Genomic DNA, 15,078 nt, shown 5'->3' on the forward strand with positions numbered 1-15,078 from the left:
CTCCTCGCCGGTTCCGGCTAGCTATGTCAGATCAGGCGCGCCGTTTCAGGAAGTTCGCCAGCAGCTCGTGGCCTTGGCGAGACAGAATCGATTCGGGGTGAAACTGGACCCCTTCGATATCCAGCGTCTTGTGCTTCAAGCCCATGATCAGCCCTGGCGTCGGGTCGTCGTCATCGGCCCAGGCCGTGATCTCGAGACAGTCCGGCAGGGTAGCAGCATCGACCACCAGCGAATGGTAACGGGTGACCTCGAGCGGGTCCTCAAGCCCTTCGAAAACCCCTTCACCGCGGTGACGAATGCGAGACGTCTTGCCGTGCATCACCTGTGGCGCGCGGATCACGTCGCCACCATAGACCTGACCGATGGCCTGATGACCGAGACAGACACCCAATATCGGGATCCTGCCAGCGAAATGGCGAATCGCCTCCATCGAGATACCCGCTTCGTTGGGTGTGCACGGCCCGGGCGAGACCACCAGGTGAGTCGGTTCGTGGCGCTCCAGCTCGGCAAGATCCACGTCGTCGTTGCGCACGGTGACGACATCAGCCCCCAACTCGCCCAAGTACTGAACGATGTTGAAGGTGAAGCTATCATAATTGTCGATCATGAGGACTGACATGGGAATAAACTCCTGATATATCGATTAAATCGACTCTTGGCTCGAGATTTACCCGAATGCGATCCAAGTCGATCGCTGCCTCTATGCCGACCTCACGAAGCGAAACGAACACACAAAAATGCCGCCCCGTGGGGCGGCATTCTTTTCAAACGTCAATTGACGGACGTAGGCGTGCCACCCTTGAATTAAAGGCGCCACCACCACTGGTTATGCTTGCGTATTCGGTTCGTGATCATGGGAAATATAGTGCCGCGTCGTCACGCAGGGTGTCAACGGCGTTATCGCCTGTCTTCCAAAAGGAATCGGGCCAACGCCGTTCAATTCGAGACATTCTTGATGTGGTGAAGATAGAGCGGGTCGAAGTCCCCCTCCTCTTTCAGGCGCTTCTCCTCCAGTATGGTCACCTTCCCTCGTTTCGCTTCGATCAGACCGTCCGCGCGCAGCGCCTGGAATACGCGATTCATGTGAACCGGAGTGATACCTATCGCGTCTGCCAGTTCGGCCTGCGTAATCGGCAGACGGAAAGAGTCATTATCGGCAAACCCTACCGCCTTCAGCCGTACCAATAGCTCGCAGAGCAGGTGAGCTACTCGCGGATAGGCGCCCCGCTGCCCGATATTAAGGATCCAGTCACGGTATATCGATGCATCGACCAGTGTCTCGCGCCAGAAGGCCGCGGTAAGACGGGGAGAACGTTCGCAGGCCTGCTTCAAGGCGTTATGCTGGATGAATCCGACCATGCTGGTACTGATCGATGCGATGCTCATGTCCATGACCTTGAGATGCAGGCTCTGCAGATCCGGCATGTCTCCAGGAACATGTACCGCCATGATCTGGCGCTTACCGTCCGAGGTCAGCTTGTAGACACAGGTAAATCCTTCCAGCAGCAGGCAGCTTCGAGAAGCATGCTCGCCGATGCGGACGATATCCTGCCCGGGCTTGAGCGACTCCACTTGCACCGGCAGGTCCTGGAGCACTTGCTTCTCATCGTCGGAAAGCCTGAAGATGCTCTCCAGTTTCCGAATCATCAGGTCGTTGGGAGAAAGACGATTGGTAAAATGAACGCCTGATAGCATGGATTCGCACCTTTGCTTCTCAAAGTCAAAGAAATGAAGCTGCTGCCTCAGTATCTCTGTTCATGTGATTAAAACGCCTGTCTCGTCCATGAAGTGTGGTTCACGCTTCGGGAGCTGGCTACTCGTCGACGCCATTTCCGTCGAGGCGTGTCAACAGTTCGTCGATATCGGGAAAGATGGGTTCGATCGCTAGCTGGCCAGACCTCAAGGGGCCCAGGCGGATACAGAGAAACTGCCAGAAGACCAGCCCGTAGCGGCTCATGTAATGGCCGACTCGGGATTGCAGGGGAACGCCCTCCCCCTTTGCGAGCCGCTGAGCCAGAAAAGGAATGATCACGTCCTGGAGACGTTCGAAAGCCTTCATATCGGTCGAGGCTTCTGCCGTCAGGCCGGGCAAGGCCGGCACCAACGCCTCCCAGCGTTGCCGTGACGAACCTGCCGGCCTGATCGCGACATCGAAAATGAACTCTCGCATACAGCCCCCGCAATGCGCTTGGCTACTCAAGGTCAACCGCTGGCTCATCGCGGCGAATCACTGCATTGTGTGAGTCGCTCGACGTGGCAAAGAGAGAAGTACCTGCAGATAATTAGGCTAATTCATCGCCGTAACCGAGCCTGGCAGGCCACTGCATTGCGTAGTGCCAGCGCTATCGCTCGAACGCGTTCCAGCCGGATGCTCCGGCTCGATGGAATGATGACAAGGACAGATGTTCGGATACGAAAAAGCCGCTTCGGCATATCAAGCTCGAAGCGGCTAATTCGAGAGGAATTCTTGGTGGAGCCTAGCGGGATCGAACCGCTGACCTCAACACTGCCAGTGTTGCGCTCTCCCAGCTGAGCTAAGGCCCCAAATGACTGCTGCCCCGGAGGACGCGACGCACTATAAAAGCTCGACAGATCAAGGTCAACCCCTGATAGACAACGCATAAGCAAATTCATTGTCGAACAGACCGATCGGAGCGATTTCCCAAGTACAAATCTCGATATCGAACAGGAAGTATTTGGTCCGATAACATGTCACACTACGTAACAGAGGAACGGGAAACGACTCGCGGCAACGGCGCCGGTTTCACGATTTGCTCACATCCCCGCTTTCGTGAAGAAGCCAACATCGGCGCGTTATAACGATAAAGGCCCGAGGCGTTCCATTGCGCCGATTGTCTGCACATTTGCCACAGGCAGGGTTTCAAGGACAGCAGGAATCCAGGAGTTATCTTGATCAAGGTATTGGTAGCCGACGATCACCATCTGGTGCGCACGAGTATCGCTCGCGTATTGGACAGCGAGCCCGACATCGAGGTCATTGCCGAAGCCGACAGCGGGGAGGCTGCATGGCAAGGCTGCCGGGATCATTTGCCGGACATCGCGATGATCGACATCCGCATGCCGGGAATCGGGGGCCTGGAAACCATCCTGAAGCTTCTCAAGGCGCCATCCGGCATTCGAATCGTTGCGCTGACGGGACAGGTTGACGAGGGAACGGCGCAACGCCTGATCAACGCCGGCGTGGCGGGGTTCATCAGCAAGGGGACCGAGCTGGATCTGATGATCGACGCGGTACGCCGAATAGCGGATGGCGAGCGCTTCATCAGCGCCGACATTGCCCAACGCGTCGTGCTGGCCCGAAGCGAAGGCCGCCACAATCCGTTCGACCAGCTCTCGCACCGGGAACTGCAGATCGCGACGATGATCATCCACTGCTACAAGGTGAGCCGCATTTCGGAGCAGCTCGCGCTCAGTCCGAAGACCGTGAATACCTACCGCTACCGAATCTTCGACAAGTTGCAGGTACAGTCCGATGTCGAGCTGACTCATCTCGGTCTACGGCACGGTTTACTGGGCAGTCTCGAACCTCGGACCTGAACTTCGGCCATGACGCGATGGGCTCGGTGGAAATGTTCGATCCTCGCAGTGCCCGCCCGGGTTTTTGATATACTGCGAGGATGAGTGAATCCTCGATCGATACCCCATCGCGCTTCGACGCCAAGCATTTCCTGAAGTCGGTCTCGGAGTCCCCGGGCGTGTACCGCATGCTCGACGAGCAGGCCAACGTGCTCTACGTCGGCAAGGCCAAGCGACTCAAGCCACGACTGGCCAGCTACTTCCGTGGCGCACTGAACGCCAAGACCCAGGCGCTGGTCGCCCGGATTCATGACATTCAAGTCACGATTACCCGTAGCGAAACCGAAGCGCTGCTGCTCGAGCAGACCTTGATCAAGGAGTTGCGGCCCCCTTACAACATCCTGCTTCGCGACGACAAATCGTACCCCTATGTCTTCGTCACCGATCGGCACCCTTACCCCGCGCTCGAGTTCAAGCGTGTTCGGCAGAAGCGTCGCGACGGCCGTTACCTGGGCCCCTACCCCAGCTCCACCGCGGTGCGCGAGAGCCTTTCGCTGATGCAGAAGATCTTTCGCATCCGCAACTGCGAAGACAGCGTGTTCGCCCATCGCCAGCGACCCTGCCTGCAGTACCAGATCAAGCGCTGCAGCGCGCCCTGCGTCGACTACATCAGCGAAGCCGACTACCGCCAGGATGTAGAGCACGCCGTGATGTGCCTCGAGGGGCGCAGCGAGCAGGTCACGCAGCAGTTGACTGCCAGCATGGAGCGCGCGAGCGATTCCCTCGATTTCGAGGAAGCCGCCCGGCTGCGGGATCAGGTTCAGCAACTGCGGAGACTGCAGGAGAAGCAGTACGTCGACAACACCGATGGCGACGCCGATGTCTTTGCGCTGGCGGAGCAACCGGGCGGGTTGTGCATCAGCGTACTGGCCATTCGTCAGGGGCGCATGCTGGGCGCGCGGCACCATCAACCCGATAACGGTCTGGATCTTGGCGCCAGCGAACTGCTGAGCGAGTTCGTCAGCCAGTTCTATCTCGGCCAGTCCAAGGAGATCCCGCTCGAGATCATCGCTTCGCATCCGATGACGGACAGCGAACTCCTCCAGTCGGCATTGAGCGAGCACGCCGGCCGCCGGGTCCGGGTGACGTCGCAAGTCCGCGGCCATCGTGCCCAGTGGCGTCGACTGGCGATCACCAACGCCGAGCAGCATCTGGCCACCCAGCTCGCCAACCGCAGTCAGCTGGGCAAGCGCTTCGAATCTCTGCGAGCAGCCCTGGACATGCCGACGGCGCCCGCGCGGCTGGAGTGTTTCGATATCAGCCACAGCCATGGCGAAGCAACAGTGGCTTCCTGCGTCGTGTTCGACCAGAACGGCCCGGCCAAGTCCGACTATCGGCGCTTCAATATCGAGGGCGTGGCCGCCGGTGACGATTACGCGGCCATGCGACAGGCGCTGTCCCGCCGTTTCAAACGACTGCAGAAAGGCGAAGGCAAACTGCCCGATATCCTGATCGTCGACGGCGGCAAGGGCCAGTTGAACATGGCCCGGGAAGTTCTGGTCGAACTGGAAGTCGTCGGCGTTGCGCTGATCGGTGTCGCCAAGGGCACGACACGAAAGGCCGGCCTGGAGACGCTGTTCATCGAAACCGTGGACCGCACGCTGAATCTCGACACCAGCTCGCCGGGACTGCATCTGATCCAGCATATACGCGACGAAGCCCACCGCTTCGCGATCACCGGCCACCGCCAGCGCCGCGACAAGCAGCGCCGAACGTCTTCATTGCAGGATATTCCCGGCGTCGGGCCGAAACGTCGCCGAGAACTGTTACGCTTCTTCGGTGGTCTGCAGGGCGTGCGCAAGGCAACCCGAGACGATCTTTCCCGCGTTCCCGGGATCAATGAACAGATGGCGGCTACCATTCATCAGGCGCTCCATGGATGAGCGTAAGCAGCAGGCGTAAAATGCCCGACTTTCAACCCCCAGTAAGGACGCTAGCGGCACGATGAACATTCCCAACATGCTCACTCTGGCAAGAATCGTGTTCATCCCGCTCATGGTGGTGCTGTTCTATCTCCCCTACGCCTGGAGCCTCCCGCTGACCGCAGCGCTTTTCGGGCTGGCCGCGATCACCGACTGGCTGGATGGCTACCTGGCCAGACGCTGGAACCAGAGCACTCCCTTCGGCGCCTTTCTCGACCCCGTGGCGGACAAGGTCATGGTTGCCGTCGCCCTGGCATTATTGATAGAGCGCTACGAGGCGATTTGGCTGACACTTCCAGCCTTGGTCATCATAGGCCGCGAGATCGTGATCTCCGCGCTACGTGAATGGATGGCCGAGATAGGTCAGCGCAAGCGCGTCGCCGTCTCCTGGATCGGCAAGTCCAAGACGACGCTGCAGATGATTTCTCTGCTGCTGCTGCTGGGCTTTCCTCCCGGTTCCCCGATCGCCGATCTCGCCATCGCTCTGCTCTACGCCGCGGCCGGCCTGACGCTGTGGTCGATGATCCAGTATCTCAAGGCGGCCTGGCCGGAATTGACTCGCTCGCTGTGACTAAAAATTGCCATAAGCGTTTGACACTTACGAAGTTATCCTTATAATGCGACGGCGTGTTCAGCGGGAATAGCTCAGTGGTAGAGCATCGCCTTGCCAAGGCGAGGGTCGGGAGTTCGAATCTCCTTTCCCGCTCCAAAACACGATTTTCGATCCTACTGAATTGACGCAGGTTGTACTGGCCAGACCAGTTCGAGCAGCAGTCCTTGGTAAATCGATGAAAGGCTGGATGGCAGAGTGGTTATGCAGCGGACTGCAACTCCGTGTACGCCGGTTCGATTCCGACTCCAGCCTCCACTTCTTCTCAGCATCGAATCACGCAGGTTCGATCGCTTCCTAGGTCACCGGCGCCTTGCCTTTCAAAAGGCCACCGGATAGTTTGACCGAATGTCGTTGGCCCGGATGGCGAAATTGGTAGACGCAAGGGACTTAAAATCCCTCGACCGTTAGGTCGTGTCGGTTCAAGTCCGACTCCGGGCACCATTTTCCTGACCATTGACGTTTCCTGCTTCCATATCGATCGCTTACGCAGACCGAATACCAGCTGTGTGATACCTCTTTTCCGTCTTTCCGGGATGACGCATTCTCCAGGCAATACCGCGGTCCACCACGACGAGAAGCCACGGCGGACAAGCGGTTTTCGAAGACAGTCAGTTGAACATTCGATGCGGAATCGGCGAGAAAAAGCGACCCGTCGCACACGAGGATGGTTGCCATGTGCGCCGGGTCGAAGCAGTCGCAGGGAAGCGACACAAAGTGGTAGGCGAATTCGGCCAGAAGACGCCGAAAAACATACCCGGCTACTGGCGCTCATGCGCGCACCAGACCGTTGGATGAATACTCTATCGGCAGATAGCCATGCGACTTTAGCCCGCCCCTTGCATTCGTCTCGAGTCATGCGACCTGCTCGAAAATATGCGACACTCTCGCGCCCTGTGGTCCGCCGGATCACTCGTCTCGCTATTCGGATCCCGCTGCCAAGACATCCTGCCAACTCGACCTCGATGCCATGACTGACCTTCAAACCAATACCACAGCGCCACAGCTCGACCGCACCTTCTCCGTCGCCCCGATGATGGATTGGACGACCCGCGATTACCGCGCGCTGGCGAGATGCCTCACGCGGCGTGCGCTGCTGTACACGGAAATGGTGACTACGGGCGCGATCCTGCACGGCTCGCCGCGAGAGCGTTTTCTGGGCTACAGCGCCGTCGAACATCCGCTGGCGCTGCAACTGGGGGGCAGCGATCCCGGGGAATTGGCCGAATGCGCGGCTATCGCCGAGGCGTGGGGCTACGACGAGGTCAACCTGAACGTGGGCTGTCCCAGCGATCGGGTCCAGAACAACCTCATCGGCGCCTGCCTGATGGGCTATCCCGACAAGGTTGCCGATGCGGTGGCGGCGATGCGTGGCGCGGTATCGATCCCGGTCACGGTGAAGTGTCGTATCGGCATCGACGACCAGGACGAGGATGCCGATCTCGAGCGCTTCATCGAGCGGGTGGCAGCCGCCGGCTGCGATACCTTCATCGTGCATGCCCGCAAGGCCTGGCTGCAGGGGCTCTCCCCCAAGGAGAACCGGGACGTGCCGCCGCTGAACTACGAACGGGTCTATCGCCTCAAGGCCGCCCACCCCGAGCTGCATATTGGCATCAACGGCGGCATCAAGACGCTGGAGGCGTGCCGGGCGCATCTGGAGGCCGGCGTAGATAGCGTGATGGTCGGTCGCGAGGCGTATCAGAACCCCTGGCTGCTGGCCGAAGTCGATAGCCAGCTCTATGGTCAGACGCCGCCAGCATCCAGCCGCCACGACGTGGCACGCGCCTTCCGTCCCTACGTGATCGAGCGGCTCGCCGAGGGCGCCAGGCTCAACCACGTGACCCGGCATCTACTGGGGCTGTTCCAGGGCTGCGCGGGCGGAAGACGCTTCCGTCGTCACCTATCGGAGCATGCCCATCGGGAAGGTGCCGGCATCAGCGTCTACGACGATGCCGTCGGCCTGATAGACGAAAGCCGGCTGGCACAGACGGCCTAGCTGCCGCAGGAAAATGGCCCGCAAGGAACGGACCAAAGACAGGGCACCGCTCGCCGACTTTTCGTACCAACCTAGAAGCCGGTCGTCTCGTAGCGCGACTGGAAATTCTCCACCATGTTCTCGACGTCATCGATTTCCTGATAGCGGGCAACGTGAAGCAGCGCCTCGCCTTCGTTGACCAGTGGCAGGTTGCTCATCCCGATGACGATACCATCGGCACTTGCGACGATCGGCGCTTCATCGTTGCCGAATGGATCGGCGACCACGCCCAGTACCTGCTGCTTGGCGACCCGCACACCCAACCTCACGCGCGGTCTGAAAATGCCGTCGATCGGCGCCCGCGCCCAGCTGGAACCGTTGGCGATCTCGGCCGCCGGCGGCGCCCGTCGCCGGCTGTCTGCCGGCAGCATGCCGATCAGCCGCATGACACGCCGGATCCCTCTGACGCCGGGCGCTATCGCCCACTCATCGAATCTCAGCGCCTCGCCGGCCTCGTAGGTCAGCACCGGCACGCCGCGATTCTGGGCATACTCGCGCAGGCTCCCCTCGCGCAGCTCGGCATTCAGGATCACCGGCACCCCGAACGCCTCGGCCATGGCCTGGGTTTCCCGATTCTGACGCAGCTGGGATCGGATCTGCGGCAGGTTGGTACGGTGAATGGCCCCGGTATGCAGGTCGATGATATGCGTGGCCCGATCGACCATCTCCTCGCGCAGCAGCGCCGCGATTCGTGAACCCAGAGACCCGCTCTCGCTCCCCGGAAAGCAGCGGTTGAGATCGCGCCGATCCGGCAGGTAGCGCGACTGCTGCACGAAGCCGAAGACGTTGACGACCGGAACGGCGATCAGCGTTCCGCGAAGCCTCGACAGGTTCGGCAACTTCAACAGTCGACGGACGATCTCGACACCATTGAGCTCGTCGCCATGAATGGCACTGCAAACCAGCAGCACCGGCCCGGGCTGGCGCCCGTGAACCACTTCGACCGGAATATGCATCGGAGCATGCGTATAGAGCTTGGCGACCGGTACATCGATCTGGCGACGCGTACCGGGCTCGATTCGTTCGCCCGCAAGTGTGAAAGCTTCCTGCGCCATGACAACCCTTGGTAATTGAAGATCTTATGATCGTAAAGCCATCGCACGATCAAGGCGAGTCATGTTGCTGCCCGGCTTCCCGCCCGATAGGCGCGGCCCCTCCCCTCCTCCCCTCGATCCGAAAGCATTCGAAAGCGGATCACGGCTGCGCGAGGCACCGGCAACGAAGAAAGTCAGAACTCGGCATCGTCGGCCGGGCGATGGCGCCAGAGCCAGACGACATCGCGGCCGAAGGAGAGCAGCAGCAGCGTCGCCGCCAGAAGCGCAAATCCGGTCGCCCACGCCGGCTCGACGAAAGGCAGCAGACAGACCATCAACGTCGCCACCTGCCATACGCAAACCGTCTTGCGGAAATAGCTCTCGGGCAGCGCCCGATTGAGCCAGGGCGAGTACATCCCGGCGATCACGAACGCGTAACGAGCCAGGCCGATGACCAGCACCCACACGCCGACCTTCTCCAACGCGATCAGCGCCATACACAGCACGACGATGAAGAAGGCGTCCAGTTCCATGTCGAAACGGGCACCGAAAGCGCTCGATGAACCAGTGCGGCGCGCCACCCAGCCATCGATACCGTCGAGCGACAGCGCCAGCAAGCAGAGCGAAGCGATACCTTCGGCGTGGCGCTGGATGAAATCCGGATAGACCACCACGCCAGCGACGAACGCAATCAACGCGGCGCGCAGCAACGTGACGCGATTGGCCCAACCCAGGCCATGACGGGCGGCGGGCCAGACCCACAGCACGGCCGTCGCGATCGCCAAGTAAACGCCACCGGCGGTGAACCGCAGGCCCGACGGCGCGGAAAACGCCCACTGCACCCACTCGACCAGCAGCGCCACCAGAGCCAGGCCCGCCGCCATCTCCATCCAGCCCCGGACGGACCGAAATCGCCGTGAAGACGGAGTTGCCCGCATACGTGCCGATGAATGTCGCATCGCCGGTCTCTCCCTGGTTGCCATGATCGCCCCTCCTTCGCCACCTCATCCCGTCCAGGGACGCAGTAGTCAGGCATCGTTACGCACCTCGTACAAGTCTGGATGCACTTTGACCGATTTGCGAGAAACGACTTCCTGTCGGCTTCGTTACCGGAAGCGGACGGTGCCCTATCCGGCTCTGCACCATCCCGCGAAGTTCTGGGTAGAAAGCAGATATCCAACCCGGGTTCGATGACTCCTGCTTGCAGCTCCTTTATTGTACATTACTTGTACAATGCTAAATCGTCATACTCTGCCATACTGCCATTCAGAGCGACAGCAAGCCGGACATCCCGATCTGTATCAAGGAGCGGATATCTCAATGACGACGCCTTACGCCCATGCTTTCTGGTCGCTCGGCGACGGTACCGGCGAAATTCGCCAGGCCGAGCTGAGTGTCAGCGGCGATCTCATGGTAAGAACCTGCTACTCGGCCATCAGCCGTGGCAGCGAAACCTTGGTCTTCAAGGGCCAGGTACCGGTCAGCGAATACCAGCGAATGCGCGCGCCGTTCCAGAGCGGCGAGTTTCCGGGGCCGGTCAAATACGGCTACTCCAACGTCGGCGTCGTCGAGCAGGGAGCCCACGACTGGCACGGCCGATACGTCTACTGCCTGCATCCACACCAGACCCACTACCGCGTGGGTGCCGACGATGTCGTTCCGCTGCCGCCGGACGTGCCTCCCCAACGCGCAATTCTCGGCGCCAACATGGAGACGGCGCTCAACGCCCTGTGGGATGCCGCCCCGGGAATCGGCGACCGAATCAGCGTCGTCGGCGCTGGCGTGGTCGGCGCCCTGGTGGCCTGGCTTTGCGCCCGCCTGCCCGGTGCCCACGTCCAGTTGATCGATATCGACGAGCGCAAGCGTTTCTTGGGGGAGGCGCTGAGCGTCGACTTTCATACCCCGGAAACGGCCGCCGCCGAGCAGGATCTGGTCATCCACGCCAGCGCCTCGGATGGCGGCCTGCAGACCGCCCTCTCGCTGGCCGGGTTCGAGGCGACCGTGCTCGAGATGAGCTGGTACGGCAGTCGCGAAGTGAATCTGCCGCTCGGCGAGGCGTTTCACGCGCGCCGCCTGACGCTGCGGTCGAGCCAGGTCGGCAGCGTTTCCCCGGGGCATCGCCCGCGCTGGGATCACAAGCGGCGGCTCTCGCTCGCCCTGTCGCTGCTCAACCACGACTGCCTGGACGTGCTGATCAGCGGCGAAAGCCACTTCCGGGATCTGCCCGAGACATTGAAACGGCTGAGCCAGTCCGACGACGATACGCTCTGTCAGCGCATCCGCTACGGCTGAAGCCGCGTAACCGCCTTGGCACCGGCAGTATAAGAATGACCTAGTGAAGAATGACCGGCGGCGAGGATCGAATCACCACGGGCTCATGCACCAAGGGCTCGTGTATCAAAGGCACACACATCAAAAGGCACATGCCTCAAAGGACTCATGCCTCAAGGAGCGAAAGGAATGTTCAGCCTGACCGTCCGCGATCACATGATGATCGCTCACAGCTTCCACAGCGAAACCTTCGGCCCGGCACAGAAACTGCACGGCGCGACGTACGTGGTCGATGTCACCTTCAAGCGCCCCGAGCTGGATCATGACGATCTCGTCGTCGACATCGGCCTCGCCAGCGAGACCCTGAAGCGCATTCTCGGCGAGTTCACGCTGAACAATCTCGACGAGATCGAGGAGTTCAAGGGCCGCAATACCACCACCGAATTCATGGCCCGGGTCGTTTTCGACCGCCTGTCCCACGCCATTCGAGAAGGCGCCCTGGGCGATGGCGGCCGCCACCTTACCGCCATGACCGTCACGCTCCATGAATCCCACATCGCCTGGGCAAGTTACGAAGGGGGCCTATGAGCGACTTCACGCTTATCGTTGCCGGCGACCCCGGCCAGCTGACCGGCGGCTACGTCTACGACGCACGAATCGTCGAAGCCCTGCGCGCCAGCGGCTGGAAGATCGATGTCGTCGGGCTCGACGGGCGCTTCCCGGAGCCGGATGCCGTCGCCTCCCATGCCCTGGACAGTGCCTTGACCGCCCTGCCCGACGGCAGCCAGGCCGTGATCGACGGGCTCGCCATGGGCGGCCTGCAGGCGATCGTCGAGCGTCACGCCTCGCGTCTGGCGATCACGGCACTGGTCCATCACCCGCTCGCCGACGAAACCGGTCTGGGGGCGCCCGAGCAGCAACGTTTTCGTATCAGCGAAACCCGCGCTCTGGCCGCCGTCGGCCACGTGATCGTCACCAGTGTCTACACCGCCCGCCGTCTGGCCGACTTCGCCGTACCGGCGGAGAAGATCGCCGTCATCGAACCCGGCGTCGAGCTCGGCCAGCTGGCGAGCGGCGACGGCAGCGGAACGCCTCGCCTGCTCTGCATCGCCACGATCACCCCGCGCAAGGGCCAGGATCTGCTGGTCGAGGCGCTGTCGGGCCTCACATCTCTGCCGTGGCAGTGCGATCTGATCGGCGCCCTCGATCGAGCCGACGCCTACGTCGACGAGGTGCGCAAGGCCATCGATGCACATCAGTTGAACGAGCGCATTCGGCTGCTGGGCTCCCAACCCACCGATCGTCTGACAGAGCATTATCGGCAGGCCGACCTGTTCGTGCTGCCGTCACACTATGAAGGCTACGGCATGGTGATTACCGAAGCCCTCGCCCATGGTCTTCCCGTCGTTACCACCACGGGCGGCGCCCTCGCCCACACGCTGCCGGACGCAGCCGGTATCAAGGTCCCGCCGGGAGACGTGACCGCACTTCGCGACGCGCTGAAACGCATGCTTGAAGAGCCGGAAACCTATCGGCGCTATCAGACAGGTGCGCGGGAGATTCGCGACACGCTCGGCGACTGGAACCGTGCCGCCGAGGCCTTCGGTCAGGCGTTGAAACGCACCAGGGCCGCGGAGGCGACGCACTGATGTCGAAGCCGTCCACGCCCGCCGCCGACGCCCTGTTCAGCGATGCCTTGTTCAGCGATCAATGGCTGACACTGCGCGAGCCCGCCGATCATCTGGCGCGCGACGCCCAGCTCGCCCACGCCGCGGATCGCTGGCTGACGCAGCGCGCCACCCCGGCCCGACCGCTCGAGGCCCGACCGCTCGAGGCTCGGCCATTCGAGACGCGGCGCACGCTGGTCGATCTGGGGTGCGGCAGCGGTTCGAATCCGCGCTACCTGGCGCCAAGACTTCACGGCGCCCAGCACTGGCGTCTGATCGATCACGATGCAGCACTGCTGGCCCAGGCCCGACTGCGCTGCGAGCCGTTGACCAGCGCCGACGGCCAGCCGATTCACCTGGAGACCCGCAATCTGAGCCTCGCCGATGCCTGGAAGCACGGCCTGCAGGGTGCGGACCTGGTTACCGCCTCGGCGCTGTTCGACCTGCTGACAGCCGCCGATATCGAAGCGCTGGCCGATGCCTGCCGGGCCAACGATTGCGCCGTACTGTTCGCGCTCAGCGTCGACGGCCAGATCCGCTTTCACGACCCCAGCGGCACCCCGCTGTCCAGCGACGACGACCGATTCATGCTGGCGGCACTGCAGGCGCATCAGCAGCGCGACAAGGGCGGCGGTCCCGCCATGGGCACTCAGGCGCCGCGCCATCTCCGCGAGAGCTTCCATCGTCGTGGCTACCACATCCGCGAGGCCACGACGCCCTGGCGTCTCGGGTCGGAATCGCTGGCCCTCGCCGAGGCCCTGCTGGCCGGCTGGCGCACCGCCCTCCACGAGCAACTGCCGCAGCAGCGCAGCCGCGTCGACCGCTGGCACGCCCAGCGGCTGGAGGGGCTGATGCGTGAAAAACTGACGGTGACGGTCGGGCATCGGGACCTGTTCGCCACACCCATCGCGAACGCCGTCCCGGGAGCGCCAGAGTGAACCGTTGGTTATCGCCTGCGCTGCGCCTGGCCGTGACGCTGGCGCTGCTGGGGATGCTCGCCTGGCAACTGGATATCGACCGGTTGCTGGCGCGACTCGGTGACCTGTCGCCGGGCTGGGTTCTGCTGGCCGTGCTGATCGGCCTTCCCCAGGTCGTGCTGTCGGCCTGGCGCTGGCGCATGACGGCTCACCAGGTCGGGATCGCGCTGCCGTGGCCGACCGCCATCCGCGAATACTATCTGGCAACTTTTCTCAATCAGGTCTTGCCGGGCGGGGTGATGGGCGACGCGGCGCGTGCCTGGCGTCACGGCAGCGCCCGTGAACGGCCGGGAGCCCACGCCAGTACGCCATCCGGGGCAGCAATCCGTGCCGTCATCATCGAACGTGCCTCCGGACAGCTCGCGCTGCTGCTGGTCGCGGTCGCCGCCATTCTGCTCTCGCCGGCGCTGCGCGTCGGCATCGCCGGACTGTGGACAGCGCACCGGGAAGCAGGGTCGTGGATCATGCTGGCGATTCTGCTGCTGTGCGCCATCGCCACCCAATGGCTGCGCCATCGGCCCTGGGCCCCCTTGGCAAGCTTCGGCCGGGATGCCAGGCGGGCGCTGCTGGCGCTCTCCGTCTGGCCGGCACAGTTGATCGGCTCGCTGCTGATCGTCGCCACCTACGTGGCGGTATTTCTCTGCGCCGCCCAGGCGCTGGGACTGCCGCGATCGGTGCCGGAACTGCTGCCGTTGATCCCGCCACTACTGATGGCGATGGCGATTCCGCTGACCGTCGCCGGCTGGGGGTTGCGGGAAGGCGCCGCCGCCGTGATCTGGCCATTGGCCGGCCTGCCGGCACAGGAAGGCGTGGCACTGTCGGTGACCTACGGCCTGCTGATTCTCGCCGCCAGCCTGCCAGGCCTGGCGGTGCTACTGTGGGGTCGCCGGTCGAACCGGCAGGCCACGCGGCTGGTTCGAACGCCCGCGCGGGGCGAGTCCGCTCCGGGAGGGCACCCCGGATGA

At 62.3% G+C, this 15,078-nt stretch carries 14 protein-coding genes and 4 tRNA genes; 12 read left to right on the forward strand and 6 right to left on the reverse strand.

Annotated features, from left to right (window positions below; all coding sequences use genetic code 11):
- Positions 1-31: 31 nt before the first annotated feature.
- The 4 genes from CCD76_RS02700 to CCD76_RS02715 all read right to left on the reverse strand — a co-directional run bounded on the left by CCD76_RS02700 (position 32) and on the right by CCD76_RS02715 (position 2,544).
- Positions 32-619, reverse strand: a complete 588-nt coding sequence (locus tag CCD76_RS02700) for an anthranilate synthase component II (protein ID WP_087717991.1) — start codon at positions 617-619, stop codon at positions 32-34.
- A 317-nt stretch (positions 620-936) separates the two neighbouring features.
- Positions 937-1,695: a Crp/Fnr family transcriptional regulator gene (locus CCD76_RS02705; protein ID WP_087717992.1), complete on the reverse strand. Its 759-nt coding sequence runs from the start codon at positions 1,693-1,695 to the stop codon at positions 937-939.
- A gap of 118 nt (positions 1,696-1,813) precedes the next feature.
- Entirely contained in the window at positions 1,814-2,170 is a 357-nt protein-coding gene (locus tag CCD76_RS02710; RefSeq protein ID WP_087717993.1) for a hypothetical protein, read from the reverse strand.
- Positions 2,171-2,468: 298 nt separating this feature from the next.
- A tRNA-Ala gene (locus CCD76_RS02715) sits at positions 2,469-2,544 on the reverse strand.
- 366 nt (positions 2,545-2,910) lie between these two features.
- On the opposite strand from CCD76_RS02715, the gene CCD76_RS02720 reads away from it, so the two are divergent.
- The 7 genes from CCD76_RS02720 (at position 2,911) to dusA (ending at position 8,125) form a co-directional block, all read left to right on the forward strand.
- Positions 2,911-3,558 (forward strand): response regulator, encoded by a 648-nt coding sequence (locus tag CCD76_RS02720; RefSeq protein WP_087717994.1) that lies wholly within the window; start codon positions 2,911-2,913, stop codon positions 3,556-3,558.
- Between the two features lie 80 nt (positions 3,559-3,638).
- Positions 3,639-5,480, forward strand: coding sequence for an excinuclease ABC subunit UvrC (uvrC, locus tag CCD76_RS02725; RefSeq protein WP_087717995.1), 1,842 nt, complete (start codon positions 3,639-3,641; stop codon positions 5,478-5,480).
- Positions 5,481-5,541: 61 nt separating this feature from the next.
- Positions 5,542-6,090, forward strand: coding sequence for a CDP-diacylglycerol--glycerol-3-phosphate 3-phosphatidyltransferase (gene pgsA / locus CCD76_RS02730; protein ID WP_087717996.1), 549 nt, complete (start codon positions 5,542-5,544; stop codon positions 6,088-6,090).
- A 63-nt stretch (positions 6,091-6,153) separates the two neighbouring features.
- Positions 6,154-6,228 (forward strand) — tRNA-Gly (locus CCD76_RS02735).
- Between the two features lie 85 nt (positions 6,229-6,313).
- A tRNA-Cys gene (locus CCD76_RS02740) sits at positions 6,314-6,387 on the forward strand.
- A gap of 99 nt (positions 6,388-6,486) precedes the next feature.
- Positions 6,487-6,573: transfer RNA gene (locus CCD76_RS02745), tRNA-Leu, on the forward strand.
- A gap of 526 nt (positions 6,574-7,099) precedes the next feature.
- Entirely contained in the window at positions 7,100-8,125 is a 1,026-nt protein-coding gene (gene dusA, locus CCD76_RS02750) for a tRNA dihydrouridine(20/20a) synthase DusA (protein ID WP_087717997.1), read from the forward strand.
- Between the two features lie 71 nt (positions 8,126-8,196).
- Here dusA and CCD76_RS02755 read toward each other — a convergent pair whose 3' ends face one another.
- Both CCD76_RS02755 and CCD76_RS02760 read right to left on the reverse strand, forming a co-directional pair.
- Positions 8,197-9,219, reverse strand: coding sequence for a succinylglutamate desuccinylase/aspartoacylase family protein (locus CCD76_RS02755; RefSeq protein ID WP_087717998.1), 1,023 nt, complete (start codon positions 9,217-9,219; stop codon positions 8,197-8,199).
- 173 nt (positions 9,220-9,392) lie between these two features.
- Positions 9,393-10,082 (reverse strand): CDP-alcohol phosphatidyltransferase family protein, encoded by a 690-nt coding sequence (locus CCD76_RS02760; protein ID WP_179208822.1) that lies wholly within the window; start codon positions 10,080-10,082, stop codon positions 9,393-9,395.
- Positions 10,083-10,518: 436 nt separating this feature from the next.
- Between CCD76_RS02760 and CCD76_RS02765 the strand changes: the two genes are divergently transcribed.
- From CCD76_RS02765 to CCD76_RS02785, 5 genes are all read left to right on the forward strand, one after another.
- On the forward strand, positions 10,519-11,490 hold the full coding sequence (locus CCD76_RS02765) for a zinc-dependent alcohol dehydrogenase (RefSeq protein WP_087718000.1): 972 nt from the start codon (positions 10,519-10,521) through the stop codon (positions 11,488-11,490).
- 168 nt (positions 11,491-11,658) lie between these two features.
- Positions 11,659-12,057, forward strand: coding sequence for a 6-pyruvoyl trahydropterin synthase family protein (locus tag CCD76_RS02770; RefSeq protein WP_087718001.1), 399 nt, complete (start codon positions 11,659-11,661; stop codon positions 12,055-12,057).
- Complete coding sequence (locus CCD76_RS02775) at positions 12,054-13,118, forward strand: glycosyltransferase family 4 protein (protein ID WP_087718002.1); 1,065 nt, start codon at positions 12,054-12,056, stop codon at positions 13,116-13,118. The genes CCD76_RS02770 and CCD76_RS02775 overlap by 4 nt, the downstream gene beginning before the upstream one ends.
- Positions 13,118-14,074 (forward strand): class I SAM-dependent methyltransferase, encoded by a 957-nt coding sequence (locus CCD76_RS02780; RefSeq protein ID WP_087718003.1) that lies wholly within the window; start codon positions 13,118-13,120, stop codon positions 14,072-14,074. Before CCD76_RS02775 ends, CCD76_RS02780 begins: the two co-directional genes overlap by 1 nt.
- Positions 14,071-15,078: a lysylphosphatidylglycerol synthase transmembrane domain-containing protein gene (locus CCD76_RS02785; protein ID WP_087718004.1), complete on the forward strand. Its 1,008-nt coding sequence runs from the start codon at positions 14,071-14,073 to the stop codon at positions 15,076-15,078. Before CCD76_RS02780 ends, CCD76_RS02785 begins: the two co-directional genes overlap by 4 nt.

It is taken from the genome of Salinicola salarius, from assembly GCF_002179555.1.
Classification (GTDB): domain Bacteria; phylum Pseudomonadota; class Gammaproteobacteria; order Pseudomonadales; family Halomonadaceae; genus Salinicola; species Salinicola salarius_A.